The sequence below is a fragment of the Sphingomonas sp. LY54 genome, assembly GCF_035594035.1.
GTDB lineage: Bacteria > Pseudomonadota > Alphaproteobacteria > Sphingomonadales > Sphingomonadaceae > Allosphingosinicella.
In genome coordinates this window covers 953,242-968,003 of sequence record NZ_CP141588.1, presented here as the reverse complement: position 1 = coordinate 968,003, position 14,762 = coordinate 953,242, and the positions used below count along the sequence as shown (strand labels likewise).

Sequence of the window (14,762 nt, the reverse complement as noted above, 5' to 3'; positions counted from 1 at the left end):
CAAAAGCGGGATTCCCGCGTTCGCAGGAGTGACGAGAATGCCCGAACCGCCCTGCCCATTATCGTCACCCCCGCGAACGCGGGGGTCCCGCTTCTTTGCGGGGACGAGGGGAATGCCGCAGCGTGATTTACTGTGCCTGGACCGCACCTTTATCTTGCTTCGGAACCGGCCCCGGCTTACATCCGCTGCAATGGTTTGGCCGCTCCGGTAAGGGGCGGCCCTTATTTTATCTGGAGGACCCCAGTGGCCCAGCCTCTCATGCCCCATGCCACCGCTTCGTGGCTGGTCGACAATAGCGCGCTCACCTTCGAGCAGATCGCCGACTTCTGCGGCCTGCACATTCTCGAGGTCCAGGCGATCGCCGACGACACCGCCGCGACCAAGCTGACCGGCCGCGATCCGCTGCGCGCCGGCGAGCTGACGATGGAGGAGATCGAGCGCGGCCAGGCCGATCCGGAATATCGCCTCAAGCTCCAGAAGGAGCCGGACAAGGTTCGCCGTACCAAGGGCCCGCGCTACACCCCGGTCTCCAAGCGCCAGGACAAGCCGGACGGCATCGCCTGGATCATCCGCAACCATCCCGAGGTTTCGGACGGCCAGATCTCGAAGCTGATCGGCACGACCCGCACGACGATCGCCGCGATCCGCGATCGCACCCACTGGAACATCGCCAACATCCAGCCCAAGGACCCGGTGACCCTCGGCCTCACCTCGCAGCGCGAGCTCGACGCCGTCGTCGCCAAGGCCGCCAAGGCCGCCGGCATCGAGGCGGCCCCGGTCGACCTCAACCTCGCCGGCGACCGCGAGGCGCTGATCACCGAGCTGCGCGCCGAGCGCGAGGCCCATGCCCGCGAGGCCCAAGCCGCCCACGCCGCCGAGGCTGCCGCGCAGTCGGGCGTAGAGGAGGCCGATCAGGGCTTTGTCGACCCCTTCAAGAGCTGAGCCCGATGCCTCGCTGGCCGATGCCGGCGAGGCCTACAGCCATAAGGGCCTGACCTATCCGCTCGGCCGCAAGGGGCCGGGCGAAGGCGAGCTGGTCCGGCTTGCGGATGGCGTCGCCTGGGCGCGGCTGCCGGTGCCGGGGTCCCTGAAGCATATCAATATCTGGATTCTCGACGACGGCGACGGAGTCGCCATCGTCGACACCGGCCTCGACATCGAGGTCGCGCGCCAGGGCTGGGAAGCCCTGCTGGCGGGGCCGCTCGCCGGTCGCGCGGTCACGCGCATCTTCTGCACCCATTTTCACCCCGACCATATCGGTCTCGCCGGCTGGCTCGCGGGGCGCTTCGCCGCGCCGCTGTGGATGACGCGCGAGGAATGGCTGTTCGCGCGCATGCTCAGCATCGACGTGCGCGATGCGCCGCCGCCCGAAGCCTTGGCCTATTGGCGCGCCGCCGGCTGGGACAAGGACAGGATTGCCGCCGAGACCGCCAAGGGCTGGGGCCGCTTCGCCTCCGTCGTGAGCCCGGTGCCCGTCAGCTTCGTGCGCATGCGCGACGGCGATGTGATCCGCATCGGCGCGCGCGATTGGCGGGTGCTGGTCGGCAGCGGCCATTGCCCGGAACATGCCTGTCTGGTCGACGAAGCCGGCGGCGTGATGATCGCGGGCGATCAGGTGCTGCCGCGCATCACGTCCAACGTCTCTTTGAGCCTCAGCGAGCCCGAGGCCGATCCGCTCGGCGATTGGCTCTCCTCGATCGCCACGCTGAAGACGCTGCCGGGCAGCCTGCTCGTCCTGCCCTCGCACGGCGAGCCCTTCACCGGCCTCCACGCCCGGCTCGACGCGCTCGACTACGGCCACCGCGACCGGCTCGACGCGCTGCACGCGCACTTGTCCGAGCCGCGCCGCGCGGTCGATTGCTTCTCGGTCCTGTTCGCGCGCCGGATCGACGACAGCGTGATCGGCCTCGCCACCGGCGAGGCGCTCGCCCATCTCCGCCGGCTCGAGGTCGAGGGCAGGGCCGTGCGCGAGTTCCACGAGGGCGTGAACTGGTATCGCCAGGCCTGAGGCTTGCCGCGCGGCGAGCCAGGCTTTACGTCAACGTAATGTCCGACCCGACCGCCATCTGGCGTACCGCGTACCAGCATCCCGGTTCCTGGGATCGCTCCTTCCCGCCCTTGAGCCTGCCCGACATGTTCGACGCGACCGCGCGGCGCGTGCCCAATGCCTGGCTGATCGACTTCATGGGCCGCAAATACAGCTATGCCGAGACGCTGCACGGCGTGGACCGCGTCGCCTGCGGCCTCGCTCGGCTCGGCATCGGCAAGGGCGACCGCGTCGGCCTCTTCCTGCCCAACGTGCCCCATTATGTCGCCGCTTATTATGGCGCGCTGAAAATCGGCGCGACAGTGGTCAATTTCTCGCCGCTCTACACGGTCGCCGAATTGTGCGACCAGATCGAGGACAGCGGCGCGCGCCTCCTCTTCACTTTGTCCTCACACCTGCTGCTCCCCGCGGCGCTCGAGGTGATGGAGAAAACGCCGCTGGAGCGGCTCGTGGTCGGCTCGGTGGCGGGCGCGCTGCCGCCCGCAAAGTCTTTGCTCTACCGCCTGTTCAAGAGCCGCGAGATCGCGCACCGCCCGCATGACGAACGCGTCACCGCTTTCTCGGGCCTGATCGCGAACAATGGCGATTTTCCGGCGGTCGACATCGATCCGGCAAGCGATCTTGCGCTCATCCAATATACCGGCGGCACGACGGGGACGCCCAAGGGCGCGATGCTGACCCACCAGAACATGTCGGCCAATGCGCGCCAGGTCGACGCGCTCGATCCAGAGCCGGAGGCCGAGGACCGGATCATGGGCGTGCTGCCCATGTTCCACGTCTTCGCCAACACCTGCGTATTGAACCGCACCGTGATGCGCGGCGGCGAGATCGTCATGCTGCCCCGCTTCGACGCCGCCCAGACGCTGGCCGCGATCGAGCGTGCGCGGCCGACCTCCTTCCCGGGCGTGCCGACCATGTACCAGGCTTTGCTCGATCATCCGCGCACGCCGGCCACGGACATGTCCTCGCTCCGCGTCTGCATTTCGGGCGGCGCGCCGATGCCGGCAGAGGTCAAGCGCCGCTTCGAGGAAAAGACCGGGGCGCGGCTGGTCGAAGGCTATGGCCTCACCGAAAGCTCGGGCGTGGTCTCGACCAATCCCTATGAGGGGCTGAACAAGCCCGGCACGATCGGCCAGCCGATCCCCGGCACGACCGTAAGCCTCGTCGACAAGGAGGATCCGACCCTTCCGCCGCCGGAAGGCGAGCCGGGCGAGATCGTCTTCTTCGGGCCGCAGGTCATGAAGGGCTATTGGAACCGCCCGGAGGCCGATGCCGAGGTGTTCGTGGACGGCGGCGGCCTGCGCACCGGCGACGTCGGCCTGATCGACGAGGACGGCTATATCCGCATCGTCGACCGGCTGAAGGACATGATCGCGGTCGGCGGGTTCAAGGTCTTCCCGAGCCAGATTGAGGCTCTGCTCTACCGGCACGAGGCGGTGCGGGAGGCGCTCGTGATCGGCATCCCCGACGCCTATGCCGGCGAGCGCCCCAAGGCCTTCGTGACGCTCACCGACGGCGCCGACGTGTCCGGCGACCTCTTGATGGAGTGGCTCAATCCCCAGCTCGGCAAGCACGAGCGCGTCGCCGCCGTCGAGATCCGCGACAGCCTCCCCAAGACGATGATCGGCAAACTGAGCCGCAAGGAACTCCAGGCCGAGGAACGCGCCAAGGCGGGCGCTTGACCCTCGCCGGTGCGGAGGCCAAAGCAGGGCCATGTCGGATCAGCCTGAAGCCATCACCCAGCTCTCGTTCGAAGCGGCGCTGAAGCGCCTGGAGGAAATCGTCCGCAAGCTCGAAAGCGGCGAGGCCTCGCTCGACGAATCCATCTCGCTTTATGCCGAGGGCGACCAGCTCAAGCAGCAATGCGAGGCGCGGCTGCGCGACGCCCAGGCGCGGATCGAGAAGATCCAGGTCGGCCGCGACGGCCAGCCGAGCGGCACGACCCCGTTCGACGCCGAATAAGGCGGTGGCGATCCCGCTGCCGCCGCTCCTCGCCAGCGCCATGGACGAGGTCAGCGCCGATATCGACCGGCTCTTCTCAGACCTGCTCGCCGTCCCGCCCGATCCGCGCGCGCGCCTCTACGAGGCGATGCGCCACGCCGCGATCGGCGGCGGCAAGCGGCTGCGGCCGTTGCTGGTCGTCGCCACCTGCGCGCTTTTCCACGTCGACCGCGCGCGCGCGCTGCGCGCCGGCCTCGCGGTCGAGTGCATCCACGTTTATTCGCTGATCCACGATGATCTGCCGTGCATGGACGACGACGATCTGCGCCGCGGCAAACCGACTGTGCACAAAGCCTATAGCGAGAGCGCGGCGATCCTCGCCGGCGACTCGCTCCACGCGCTCGCCTTCGAGGTACTGGCCGACGAGGCGACGCACGAGGATCCCTTCGTCCGGGCCGAGCTGGTCGCCGAACTCGCCCGCGCAGCGGGGCCGGCGGGCATGGCCGGCGGCCAGATGATGGACCTGGAGGCCGAGGACGTTTCGCTCGACCTCGGCGCCATCACCCGCCTCCAGCAATTGAAGACCGGCGCCCTGATCGCCTTCTGCCTGGAGGCGGGCGCGATCATGGGCCGCATTCCGCCGGAAGGCCGCAAGTCGCTGCGCGGCTATGCTCGCGACGTCGGCCTCGCCTTCCAGATCGCCGACGACCTGCTCGACGCCGAGGGCGACGAGAGCCGCACCGGCAAGCGCGTCGGCAAGGACGAGCATCGCGGTAAGGAGACCTTCGTCTCCCTGCTCGGCGCCGAGCGCGCCCGCCAGCAGGCCGATCTGCTCGTCGCCCAGGCCGTCGAATATCTGCAATCCTACGGCGCCGAGGCCGATCTGCTGCGCGCGATCGCGCGCTTTGCGGTCGAACGCGATCACTGATAAGCCGCTCGCCGGACCAATGGGGGACATGATGATGCGCACGGGCGTTTATCCGGGCACGTTCGATCCGATCACGCTCGGCCATATGGATATCATCCGCCGCGGCGCCAACCTCGTCGACCGGCTGGTCATCGGCGTCACCACCAATCCGTCCAAGTCGCCGATGTTCTCGATCGAGGAACGGATGGAGATGGTGCGCCGCGAGGTCGAGAGCTGCGACCGCGACATCCGCGTCGTCTCGTTCGATTGCCTGCTGATGGACTTTGCCGAGCGCGAGGGCGCGTCGATGATCGTCCGCGGCCTGCGCGCCGTCGCCGATTTCGAATATGAATATCAGATGGCGGGCATGAACCAGCAGTTGAACGACCGGATCGAGACGGTCTTCCTGATGGCCGATGTGTCGCTGCAGCCGATCGCCTCGCGCCTGGTCAAGGAAATCGCGCTTTATGGCGGCGATATCCGCAAGTTCGTCTCGCCCGCGGTCGCCGACGATGTCGTGGCGCGGGTGGAGCGGCTCGGCCGCAAGGGGTCATGAGCCGTTCAGGCTGACAATCTTAATGGCGGGCGCTAGAGATGCGCAGGACCAGTTTACGGGGATAAGGGTGCCTATGTTGCTGAAATCACTGTTCGCCGCCGCCGGCGGCTTCCTGCTGGCGGGTTCCGTCGCCGCCCAGGAGCCGGCCCCGGCCGCGCCTTCGCCGGCGACGATCGTGCCGGCGCTGGAGCCGGAGAACACGTTGAACCTCGATCTTTCGACCGGCGGCCGCGTCGTCGTCCAGCTCCGCCCGGATGTCGCGCCCAACCATGTCGAGCGGATCAAGACGCTGGCCCGCCAGGGCTTCTATAACGGCGTCGTCTTCCATCGCGTGATCGAGGGCTTCATGGCGCAGACCGGCGATCCAACCGGGACTGGCGAGGGCGGATCGCCGCTGCCCGATCTCGCCGCCGAATTCAACGCGCTCCCGCACGTCCGCGGCGCCGTCTCGGCCGCCCGCACCAACGAGCCCAACACGGCCAACAGCCAGTTCTTCATCATGCTGGCGCCGCGCCTGACGCTCGACGGCAAGTACAGCACCTTCGGCCGCGTCGTCAGCGGCATGCAATATGTCGACGCGATCGAACGGGGCGAGCCGCCGGCCAATCCGACGCGCGTCGTCCGGGCTTCGATCGGCGCCGACAATGTGCCGCCGCTCCCCGCGAGTGCGCTGATGGCTCCGCCCGCTCCCGCCCCGGCCGCCGACGCGGCCGTTGCCCCTGTACAGGCGACGCAGCCCCAGCAATAAGCCCGGCGCCATGCGCGTCGACTTATTCGATTTCGATCTGCCGGCGGAGCGTATCGCGCTCCGCCCCGCTTCCCCGCGCGACAGCGCGCGCCTGTTGCTGGTCGAGGGCGACCGGCTCGACGACCGTGTCGTCACCGATCTGCCGGCCTTGCTCGCGCCCGGCGACGTCCTCGTCTTCAACGACACCCGCGTCATCCCCGCCCAGCTCGAAGGGCGCCGCGGCGAGGCCAGCATCGGCGCCACCCTGCACAAGCGCGAGGGGGTGCGCGAATGGCGCGCCTTCGTCCGCAACGCCAAGCGCGTCCGCAACGGCGATCGGATCGATTTCGGCCACGGGGTGACCGCGCTCGCCGGCGCCAAGGCCGAGGACGGCAGCATCCTGCTTGCGTTCGAGGGCGAGGAGCCGGTCGAACTGCTGCTCGAGCGCGCCGGACGCATGCCGCTGCCGCCCTACATTGCCGGCAAGCGCGAGACCGACGCGCGCGACGCAGAGGACTACCAGACCATGTTCGCGCGCGAGAAGGGCGCCGTCGCCGCGCCCACCGCCGCGCTCCATTTCACGCCGGCTTTGATGCAGGCCTTTGCCGATGCCGGCGTCGGCCACGAGACGCTGACCCTCCATGTCGGCGCCGGCACCTTCCGCCCGGTCAAGGCCGACGACACCGACGACCATGTCATGCACAGCGAGTGGGGCCGGATCGACGCCGCCACCGCCGACCGGCTGAACGCCGTGCGTGCCCGCGGCGGCCGGCTGGTCGCGGTCGGCACCACCTCGCTGCGTCTGCTCGAAAGCGCGGCCGGCGACGACGGCATTATCCGCCCGTTCGAGGGCGACACCGCGATCTTCATCACGCCCGGCTACCGCTTCAAGGCGGTGGACGGCCTCGTCACCAACTTCCATTTGCCGAAGTCGACCCTGTTCATGCTGGTCTCGGCGCTGATGGGCCGCGAGCGCATGCAGGCCGCCTACGCCCACGCCATCGCCACCGGCTATCGCTTCTATTCCTACGGCGATGCTAGTCTGCTGCTGCCATGACCAAGCCCTACACGATCCGCACCTTCCGGCCCGGCGACATGGGTCTCGTTTGCGCGCGCCAGGCTGTGCTCTACAATGACGGCTTCGGCTGGGGGCGGCCGATGGAGGCCCTGCTGGGCGAGATCACGTCCTCGTTCCTGCGCAATTTCAAGCCGGGCCGCGAGCAATGCTGGATCGCCGAGATCGACGGCGCGATGGCGGGCTCGGTCTTCGTCACCGACGCCGGCGACAGTGTCGCCAAGCTGCGCTTGCTCTATGTCGAGCCGACCGCGCGCGGCCTCGGCCTCGGCAACGACCTCGTCCGTCACTGCATCGAATTTGCGCGCGATGCCGGCTACGACAAGCTCCAGCTCTGGACCCATTCGATCCTGCTCAGCGCGCGCAAGATCTATGCGGCGGCCGGCATGGAAATCGTCTCGACCGAGGTTCACCACGAGTTCGGCAAGCCCGAGCAGGGCGAAATCTGGGAGCTTGCGCTCGGCAAGTGACGCGCTAAGGCCCGGCCATGTCCGAACGCCCCCGTTTCGCCTTCACGATCGCCGCCACTGATGGCGCCGCGCGCACCGGCACGATCGCCATGCGCCGCGGCGAGATCCGCACGCCCGCCTTCATGCCTGTCGGCACCGCTGCCACGGTGAAGGCGATGAAGCCGGCCGACGTCCGCGCCGCCGGCGCCGACATCATCCTCGGCAACACCTATCACCTGATGCTCCGCCCCGGCGCGGAACGGGTGGCGCGGCTCGGTGGCCTGCACGATTTCATGGGCTGGGAGCGGCCGATCCTCACCGACAGCGGCGGCTACCAGGTGATGAGCCTGTCGGAATTGAACAAGGTCACCGAGGAAGGCGTCGCCTTCAAGAGCCACCTCGACGGCTCGCGCCACATGCTTTCGCCGGAGCGCTCGATGGAGATCCAGCGGCTGCTCGATTCGGACATCGTCATGGCGTTCGACCAGCTCGTGCCGACCACCTCCACGCCCGACGAGCAGAAGGTGGCGATGGACCGCTCGATGCGCTGGGCGAGGCGCTCGCGCGAAGGCTTCGATTCCGGCGGCGATCATGCCGGGCGCGCCGCTTTGTTCGGCATCCAGCAGGGGGCGCTCGACGAAAATCTCCGGAAGGAATCGGCCGACGCTTTGATCGATATCGGTTTCGACGGTTATGCGGTCGGCGGGCTCGCCGTCGGCGAGGGGCAGGAGGCGATGTTCGGCTGCCTCGATTTCGCGCCCGGCCAGCTTCCCGCCGACAAGCCGCGCTACCTGATGGGCGTCGGCAAGCCCGACGATATCGTCGGCGCGGTCGAGCGCGGCATCGACATGTTCGATTGCGTGCTGCCGACCCGCTCGGGACGCACCGGCCAGGCCTTCACGCGCTCGGGCCCGATCAACATCCGCAACGCGAAGTTCGGCGAGGACAAGAGCCCGCTCGACCCGGAATGCGGCTGCCCGGTCTGCGCCACCTGGAGCCGCGCCTATCTCCACCATCTCGTCCGCGCCGGCGAGATTTTGGGCGCGATGCTGATGACCGAGCACAATGTGCATTTCTATCAGGCGCTGATGGCCGATCTGCGCGCCGCGATCACGGAAGGGCGGCTCGCCGCCTTCGCCAACGCCTTCCGCGCCCGCTACCACGCGCCCAGGAAGGAAGCGGGCCATGGTTGAGATCCGCTTCTACAGCAAGTTCCGGTTCGAAGTGGACCCGGACGCCCGGACCGCGCACGTCGTCCCGCACGCGATCACGCGGAGGCCGGCCGGGGCCTGACGCCGCGCCCTCCGAAACGGACCAGTCTCGCTTAGCGCGGACTCGCGCGCTCGTGCTTCCCTTTCCGCGAGGAGGAGAAGCCGATGACCGATATGATGCGAAAGCCCAAGGTCCGGTCCACGATCGTACCGCCGCAGCCGACTGGACGACGTCTGGTCGTCTTTCGTAAGGATGTGTCCGTCGATCGGGCCGCTCGACTGCTTGGACGCGCCAGCGGAAACGGAGAGGTCGCGCGGTCACGCGACTTTGCTGCTGCGGACAGCAGCTTGCCGCGCGGCGACGATGTCGTTTTGCTCGAAAGCTTCGGGATCGCCGCGATTGGCGGCGGCTTCGAACGCTCCTCGAATGTCGCCGCGACCATGGCTGCGATGGACGAGGTCGCCGACACGCGGCCCGAATTCTGGATGTTTACATCGGCCCGGCCGCCCTGGAGGGACAGCGCTGCCTCGACCTGGGGCCGCGACGCGGTGAACCTGCCGGGGCGGGGCGCGACCGGACGAGGCGTCAAGCTGGCGGTCCTCGATACCGGCATCGGTCTCGGCCATCCTGATTTTGCCGGCCGCACGATCGTCACGCATAGCCTCGTCGCGGGCCAGACGGTTGACGACGTCCGTGGCCACGGCACCCACTGCGCGGGCACTGCGGCCGGGCGCCCGGCACGCAGAGGCAATGTGCCGTACTACGGCGTTGCGCCCGACGCCGATCTCCACGTCGTGAAGGTGCTGAACGACAGCGGCGCCGGGCGCGAACTCGACATCCTCGCCGGCATGGAATGGGCGATTCGGCAGGGTTGCGCCGTCGCTTCGATGTCCCTGGGGCGTGCGGTTAGGCCCGATGAACCGTTCGATCCTCTTTATGAGGACATTGGCCGGCGGGCGCTGGAGGCCGGCACCCTGGTGATCGCCGCCGCCGGCAACGAGAGCGATCGTCGGTACGGCTATGTCGCGCCGGTCTCGGCTCCGGCCAATGCCCCGTCGATCATGGCGGTCGCCGCGATCGGAGCGGACGCCGGCATCGCCACCTTCTCCTGTGGCGCCACGGGCACCGGCGCGATCGATGTCGCGGCGCCGGGGGTCGGGGTGTTTTCCTCGGTGCCGCGCCCGCGGCTCTACCGCAGCCTGTCCGGCACGAGCATGGCCTGTCCCCATGTCGCCGGGATTGCGGCGCTATGGGCGGAAACCGATCCGTCGCTGCGCGGCCGGGCCTTGTGGGATAAAATCGTGGACAGCGCCGTTCAGGTCGGCGGGCTCGACGAACAGGATGTCGGCGCGGGCTTGGTTCAGGCGCCCTGAAGGATTACATTCCGGGCATGGACGAAAACAGCACGGGCCCGGCCAAGACCGTCAACTATCTCGTGCGGATCGCTCGAGACCATGATGTGCACGAGGTCGCCAACGAACTGCGCGGCGCAGGGCTCGAGATCGAGCGCGAACTGCCGGGAGTCGGTGTCGTCGGCGGCCATGGCGATCCCGCGATCGAGGAAAGCCTGCGCAGCTTCCCCGGGGTTGCCGAGGTCCGTCAGGAAGGCACTTTCCAGCTGCCGCCGATGAACGACGACGTCCCGCAATAACGGTCGCCATGTCCGCCGCGGCGCGCTTATGATGCGCGATCGAACGGGAGGGCGCCATGGTCACGCGTGTTGCGAGCTGTTCCTGCGGAGCGTTGACCGCCACCTGCGAAGGCGAGCCCGCCCGCATCTCCCTCTGCCATTGCCTCGAATGCCAGAAGCGCACCGGCAGCGCCTTCGGTCTCAATGCGACCTGGCCGGTCGAGCAGGTCCGGACCGACGGCGCGAGCAGCGGATACACGCGCTCGTCCGACGAAGGCTTCTGGGGGCGCCATTATTTCTGCCCGCGCTGCGGCACCGTCCTCTATTGGGAGATCGAGCGGCGTCCGGGCATGGTCTCGGTCGCCGTCGGCTGCTTTGCGGATCGCGATTTCCCCGAGCCCACGATCTCGGTCTACAGCCACCGCGCCCGGCCCTGGATCCGCTTCGAAACCGCGGAGCCGCTTAGCTTCGAGTGAGCCGATCCCGCGCCGCGGCGATGATCGCCAGCCGGCGCGCGGGTGCGGCTTCGCTCCATTCCGCTATCTCGCCGAGCGTGCGGCCGCAGCCGACGCAGATGCGGCCGGTTTGGTCGAGCGCGCAGATATTGACGCAGGGCGACGCGAGCGCCGCCTTAGGATCGCTCAGCTGTCGAACCCGAAGGCGAGGAAGCTCGGCACCGGTCCGTTCCAGCCTTCGTCGACCAGCGCCGGCTCGCGCTCGTCCTCGTCGCGCCGCGGGCGGCGCTCGGCGCGCTCGTCACGGCGCGGCTTGGCGACGGGCTCGCGCGGCTCGCGTTCCACCGGCTCGGCGGGCGGCGCCTTCTCGGCCCGGGCCGGCTTTTCCGCGCGGGCGGGTTTCTCTTCGCTGGCGGGCTTCTCCTCGCGCGGCGCTTTCTCCTCGCGGGGCTTGCGCTCGGCGGCGGGCTTTTCGGCCTTCTTCGCGCGCGACCTGCGGGCCGGCTTCTCTTCCGCTTCCTCGTCGTCGCGGACCGGCTCGGCGCCGCCCACGGGCGGGATCGGCATGCCGAGCAGCTTTTCGATGCCGGCGATCGCCTCGGCATCTTCCTTGGTCGCTAGCGTGATGGCGATGCCGGTCTTGCCGCCGCGGCCGGTGCGGCCGATGCGGTGGATATAATCGTCGGGCTGCCACGGCACGTCGAAGTTGAAGACATGGCTGACGCCCTTGATGTCGAGCCCGCGCGCGGCGACGTCGGAGGCGACCAGGATGTTGATCTCCTCGGACTTGAACCGGTCCAGCTCGGCGACTCGCTCGGGCTGCTCCATGTCGCCGTGGATCTGGCCGGCGCGGAAGCCGCTGCGCTTCAGGCTCTGGGTCAGGTCGCGTACCATCGTCTTGCGGTTCGAGAAGACGATGGCGGTCTTCACCTCGTCATTCTGGAGCAGGCGGACGAGCGCTTCCTTCTTCTTGCGCGAATCGACCTTCACCAGCCTCTGCTCGATCGACGCATTGGCCGTGGCCGGCCGCGCGGCCTCGATCGTCTTCGGGCTGGAGAGGAACTTGTCGGCCAGTTTCTTGATCGGCGCCGGCATCGTCGCGGAGAAGAGCAGGGTCTGGCGCTGCGGCGGCAGCTTGGTGCAGATTTCCTCGATGTCGGGGATGAAGCCCATGTCGAGCATCCGGTCCGCCTCGTCGATGACAAGCAGGTTGCACCCGTTGAGCATGATCTTGCCGCGCCCGAACAGGTCCATCAGCCGCCCCGGCGTCGCGATCAGCACGTCGACGCCCTTTTCGAGCTTCTTGATCTGGTCGGCCATGTTGGTGCCGCCGATCAGCAGCGCCATGTTGAGCTTGTGATATTGGCCGTATTTCTCGAAATTCTCGGCCACCTGCGCGGCCAGCTCGCGGGTCGGCTCGAGGATCAGCGAGCGCGGCATGCGCGCGCGGCTGCGGCCCTGGGCAAGGATGTCGATCATCGGCAGCACGAAGCCAGCCGTCTTGCCGGTGCCTGTCTGGGCGATGCCGATGATGTCGCGGCCCATCAGGACCGACGGAATGGCCTGCCGCTGGATCGGCGTCGGCTCGGTATAGCCGGACTCATTTACCGCGCGGAGCAGTTCGTCTGAAAGGCCGAGATCGGCGAAAGTCATATCTGTTCCGGAATTGGGGCGCTCAAGATCAAGCTGGTTTGGGATCCGCTTGCGCAAAGGCACGGGCGCTTGTCAAGCGAGGGTCAATCCTTAGGCTTCGGAGTCAGTGTCCGGAATCGCTCGATTCCGCACTGTCCGCCCATGCGCGATCGGATCATGTCGCGGTCGGCGCAGATCTTTCCGTCCGGGTGCGGGCTGATGTAGAAGCCGGGATAATAATCGAGCGCCGGGCAATTATCGAGCTTGGCGCGGACCCGGCTGCCGTCGCGCAGGATGAGATCGACGCTGTCCTGGCCGAGCAGGGTCGCGCCCGCCACGGTCCGATGGGAAACGCATTTCGGGCCCTTGCTCTCTTCCCACTCGACCGGAGTCGCCCGGGGCGGCGCCTTGTCCTTCCGCATCCGCATCGGCACGCGGATGATGATCTGCTCGCGCACGACGACCTGGGCGAGCTCCATCGGCCGCTCCGGCGCGGGCTCGGCCGCGGGCAATGCGGCGGCATGCGCCAGCATCAGCAGCGGCGCCAGGATCATTTGGGGAGCTCCATTGCTTCCAGCCTATCGGCACGGCGCTTGAACATGTGATTAATTGCGACATCCCCCCGGCGATGTTTACTATCGCGCCACATGCTTATGGCCAATCCCCCTCCGCCCCATCTCCTCGCCCGCTTCAAGGACCTGCTCGGGCCGAAGGGCTTCACCACCGATCCGGCGGAGATGGCCCCGTGGCTAGAGGACTGGCGCAAGCGCTTCCGCGGCGCGGCAGCGGCCATGATCTCCCCCGCGAGCACGGCGGAGGTAGCGGAAATCGTCCGTGCCTGCGCCGAGGAAAGGGTCCCGCTCGTGCCCCAGGGGGGCAACACGTCGATGGTCGGCGGGGCGGTGCCGACGCCCGCCGGCGATGCGCTGCTCCTTTCGCTCCGCCGCATGAACCGGATTCGCGCGCTCTCGGCCGAGGCGGGCACGGGCGTCGCCGAAGCCGGGGTCGTCCTCGCGCATTTCCACGAGGCCGCTGCCGCGGTCGGCCGGCGTTTCCCGCTGACGCTCGGCGCGCGGGGCTCGGCGACGATCGGCGGCCTCGTCTCGACCAATGCCGGTGGGACCCAGGTGCTGCGCTTCGGCACGATGCGCGGCCTCGTCCAGGGCTTGGAGGCGGTGCTGCCCGACGGCTCGGTGTTCGACGGTCTCGCCCCGCTCAAGAAGGACAATCGCGGCTACGACCTGCGCCAGCTGCTGATCGGCGCCGAGGGCACGCTGGGCGTGGTCACCGCCGCCAGCCTGAAACTGGTGCCGGCGGTCGGCGCGCGCAGCGTCGCCTGGATCGGCCTCGCCACGCCGGACAAGGCGCTCGCCTTGCTGCGCCTGCTCGACGATACGGTCGGCGACGCGGTCGAGAGTTTCGAGCTGGTACCCAATACCGCGCTCGACCTCGTCCTGCGCCACGTTCCCGGCACGCGCCCGCCGCTCGAGGGCGCGCATCCGTGGCACGTCCTGATCGAGGCGGTTGCGCCGCCGGACGCACCATCGCCCGAGGCCGCCCTCGGCCGCGCGTTGGGCGCCGCGCTGGAAAAGGGGATGGTCGACGATGCCGTGATCGCCGCCAGCGAGGCGCAGGCCGAGGCCTTCTGGCGCCTGCGCGACAGCATTTCGGAGGCCGAGAAAGCCGACGGGCCCGCCGCCAAGCACGATGTCTCGGTCGAGGTCGCGGCGATGCCGCGCTTCATGGTCGAGACCGCCGCCGCCGTGGAGGCCCGCTTTCCCGGCGTCCGGGTGATCGCCTTCGGCCATCTCGGCGACGGCAACGTCCATTTCAATGCCCGCGCCCCGGCCGGCGCCGCGCCCGCCTGGATCGAGGGGGAGGGGCAGGCGGTCACCGCCTTCGTCCACGATCTCGTCGTGGCGGCCGGCGGCTCGATCTCGGCCGAGCACGGCATCGGCCAGATGCGCCTGGCGGAGCTCGCCCGGCTCGGCGATCCGGCTCGCCTGGGGGCGATGCGCGCGATCAAGCAGGCGCTTGATCCGCACGGAATAATGAACCCCGGCAAGCTTGTACCGCTTGCGGAAGCGCCGCATCGTCCATAGACGAGGGCAGGAAATTGGTGGCCGTCCGG

17 protein-coding genes are annotated in these 14,762 nt (G+C 68.5%); 14 read left to right on the top strand and 3 right to left on the bottom strand.

Translation table 11 applies throughout. From position 1 onward, the window contains the following. The first annotated feature begins 243 nt into the window (after window positions 1–243). The 13 genes from SH591_RS04910 to SH591_RS04850 all read left to right on the top strand — a co-directional run bounded on the left by SH591_RS04910 (window position 244) and on the right by SH591_RS04850 (window position 11,020). Window positions 244–942 carry a DUF1013 domain-containing protein gene (locus SH591_RS04910; protein ID WP_324750771.1) on the top strand — a complete coding sequence of 233 codons (699 nt, stop codon included), beginning with the start codon at window positions 244–246 and terminating at the stop codon, window positions 940–942. Beyond that, window positions 920–2,008 (top strand): MBL fold metallo-hydrolase, encoded by a 1,089-nt coding sequence (locus SH591_RS04905; RefSeq protein WP_324750770.1) that lies wholly within the window; start codon window positions 920–922, stop codon window positions 2,006–2,008. The genes SH591_RS04910 and SH591_RS04905 overlap by 23 nt, the downstream gene beginning before the upstream one ends. A 38-nt stretch (window positions 2,009–2,046) precedes the next feature. Continuing rightward, window positions 2,047–3,729: a long-chain-fatty-acid--CoA ligase gene (locus SH591_RS04900; RefSeq protein WP_324750769.1), complete on the top strand. Its 1,683-nt coding sequence runs from the start codon at window positions 2,047–2,049 to the stop codon at window positions 3,727–3,729. Window positions 3,730–3,760: 31 nt separating this feature from the next. Then, window positions 3,761–4,009 (top strand): exodeoxyribonuclease VII small subunit, encoded by a 249-nt coding sequence (locus tag SH591_RS04895; protein WP_322831816.1) that lies wholly within the window; start codon window positions 3,761–3,763, stop codon window positions 4,007–4,009. 40 nt (window positions 4,010–4,049) lie between these two features. Further along, window positions 4,050–4,916 carry a polyprenyl synthetase family protein gene (locus SH591_RS04890; RefSeq protein WP_324751330.1) on the top strand — a complete coding sequence of 289 codons (867 nt, stop codon included), beginning with the start codon at window positions 4,050–4,052 and terminating at the stop codon, window positions 4,914–4,916. A gap of 28 nt (window positions 4,917–4,944) precedes the next feature. Beyond that, a complete protein-coding gene (gene coaD / locus SH591_RS04885) occupies window positions 4,945–5,451 on the top strand; it encodes a pantetheine-phosphate adenylyltransferase (protein WP_324750768.1) in 507 nt (168 codons plus the stop codon). A gap of 73 nt (window positions 5,452–5,524) precedes the next feature. Beyond that, window positions 5,525–6,199, top strand: coding sequence for a peptidylprolyl isomerase (locus SH591_RS04880; RefSeq protein WP_324750767.1), 675 nt, complete (start codon window positions 5,525–5,527; stop codon window positions 6,197–6,199). A 10-nt stretch (window positions 6,200–6,209) separates the two neighbouring features. Further along, window positions 6,210–7,235: a tRNA preQ1(34) S-adenosylmethionine ribosyltransferase-isomerase QueA gene (queA, locus tag SH591_RS04875; RefSeq protein ID WP_324750766.1), complete on the top strand. Its 1,026-nt coding sequence runs from the start codon at window positions 6,210–6,212 to the stop codon at window positions 7,233–7,235. Continuing rightward, window positions 7,232–7,723, top strand: a complete 492-nt coding sequence (locus SH591_RS04870; RefSeq protein ID WP_324750765.1) for a GNAT family N-acetyltransferase — start codon at window positions 7,232–7,234, stop codon at window positions 7,721–7,723. Before queA ends, SH591_RS04870 begins: the two co-directional genes overlap by 4 nt. Before the next feature lie 17 nt (window positions 7,724–7,740). Continuing rightward, the gene (gene tgt / locus SH591_RS04865) at window positions 7,741–8,895 is read left to right on the top strand and encodes a tRNA guanosine(34) transglycosylase Tgt (RefSeq protein ID WP_324750764.1); all 1,155 of its coding nucleotides are present in this window, start codon (window positions 7,741–7,743) and stop codon (window positions 8,893–8,895) included. A 183-nt stretch (window positions 8,896–9,078) separates the two neighbouring features. Next, a complete protein-coding gene (locus SH591_RS04860; RefSeq protein ID WP_324750763.1) occupies window positions 9,079–10,287 on the top strand; it encodes a S8 family serine peptidase in 1,209 nt (402 codons plus the stop codon). Window positions 10,288–10,304: 17 nt separating this feature from the next. Continuing rightward, window positions 10,305–10,565, top strand: a complete 261-nt coding sequence (locus tag SH591_RS04855) for a hypothetical protein (protein ID WP_324750762.1) — start codon at window positions 10,305–10,307, stop codon at window positions 10,563–10,565. 92 nt (window positions 10,566–10,657) lie between these two features. Further along, window positions 10,658–11,020 carry a GFA family protein gene (locus tag SH591_RS04850; RefSeq protein WP_324750761.1) on the top strand — a complete coding sequence of 121 codons (363 nt, stop codon included), beginning with the start codon at window positions 10,658–10,660 and terminating at the stop codon, window positions 11,018–11,020. On the opposite strand, the gene SH591_RS04845 is transcribed toward SH591_RS04850, so the two are convergent. The 3 genes from SH591_RS04845 to SH591_RS04835 all read right to left on the bottom strand — a co-directional run bounded on the left by SH591_RS04845 (window position 11,007) and on the right by SH591_RS04835 (window position 13,185). Next, a complete protein-coding gene (locus SH591_RS04845; protein WP_324751329.1) occupies window positions 11,007–11,120 on the bottom strand; it encodes a DUF1289 domain-containing protein in 114 nt (37 codons plus the stop codon). The two genes, SH591_RS04850 and SH591_RS04845, sit on opposite strands and share 14 nt — an antisense overlap. Before the next feature lie 65 nt (window positions 11,121–11,185). Beyond that, window positions 11,186–12,652, bottom strand: coding sequence for a DEAD/DEAH box helicase (locus SH591_RS04840; RefSeq protein ID WP_324750760.1), 1,467 nt, complete (start codon window positions 12,650–12,652; stop codon window positions 11,186–11,188). Window positions 12,653–12,735: 83 nt separating this feature from the next. Continuing rightward, window positions 12,736–13,185 carry a hypothetical protein gene (locus SH591_RS04835; RefSeq protein ID WP_324750759.1) on the bottom strand — a complete coding sequence of 150 codons (450 nt, stop codon included), beginning with the start codon at window positions 13,183–13,185 and terminating at the stop codon, window positions 12,736–12,738. 99 nt (window positions 13,186–13,284) lie between these two features. On the opposite strand from SH591_RS04835, the gene SH591_RS04830 reads away from it, so the two are divergent. Further along, entirely contained in the window at window positions 13,285–14,733 is a 1,449-nt protein-coding gene (locus tag SH591_RS04830; RefSeq protein WP_324750758.1) for an FAD-binding oxidoreductase, read from the top strand. The last annotated feature ends 29 nt before the right edge of the window (window positions 14,734–14,762 follow it).

Coding starts and splice junctions, on each gene's coding strand:
- SH591_RS04895 (WP_322831816.1), top strand. CDS start 3,761: ATGTCGGATCAGCCTGAAGCCATCACCCAGCTCTCGTTCGAAGCGGCG.
- SH591_RS04840 (WP_324750760.1), bottom strand. CDS start 12,652: ATGACTTTCGCCGATCTCGGCCTTTCAGACGAACTGCTCCGCGCGGTA.
- SH591_RS04860 (WP_324750763.1), top strand. CDS start 9,079: ATGACCGATATGATGCGAAAGCCCAAGGTCCGGTCCACGATCGTACCG.
- coaD (WP_324750768.1), top strand. CDS start 4,945: ATGATGATGCGCACGGGCGTTTATCCGGGCACGTTCGATCCGATCACG.
- tgt (WP_324750764.1), top strand. CDS start 7,741: ATGTCCGAACGCCCCCGTTTCGCCTTCACGATCGCCGCCACTGATGGC.
- SH591_RS04870 (WP_324750765.1), top strand. CDS start 7,232: ATGACCAAGCCCTACACGATCCGCACCTTCCGGCCCGGCGACATGGGT.
- SH591_RS04830 (WP_324750758.1), top strand. CDS start 13,285: ATGGCCAATCCCCCTCCGCCCCATCTCCTCGCCCGCTTCAAGGACCTG.
- SH591_RS04855 (WP_324750762.1), top strand. CDS start 10,305: ATGGACGAAAACAGCACGGGCCCGGCCAAGACCGTCAACTATCTCGTG.
- queA (WP_324750766.1), top strand. CDS start 6,210: ATGCGCGTCGACTTATTCGATTTCGATCTGCCGGCGGAGCGTATCGCG.
- SH591_RS04890 (WP_324751330.1), top strand. CDS start 4,050: ATGGACGAGGTCAGCGCCGATATCGACCGGCTCTTCTCAGACCTGCTC.
- SH591_RS04835 (WP_324750759.1), bottom strand. CDS start 13,185: ATGATCCTGGCGCCGCTGCTGATGCTGGCGCATGCCGCCGCATTGCCC.
- SH591_RS04900 (WP_324750769.1), top strand. CDS start 2,047: ATGTCCGACCCGACCGCCATCTGGCGTACCGCGTACCAGCATCCCGGT.
- SH591_RS04880 (WP_324750767.1), top strand. CDS start 5,525: ATGTTGCTGAAATCACTGTTCGCCGCCGCCGGCGGCTTCCTGCTGGCG.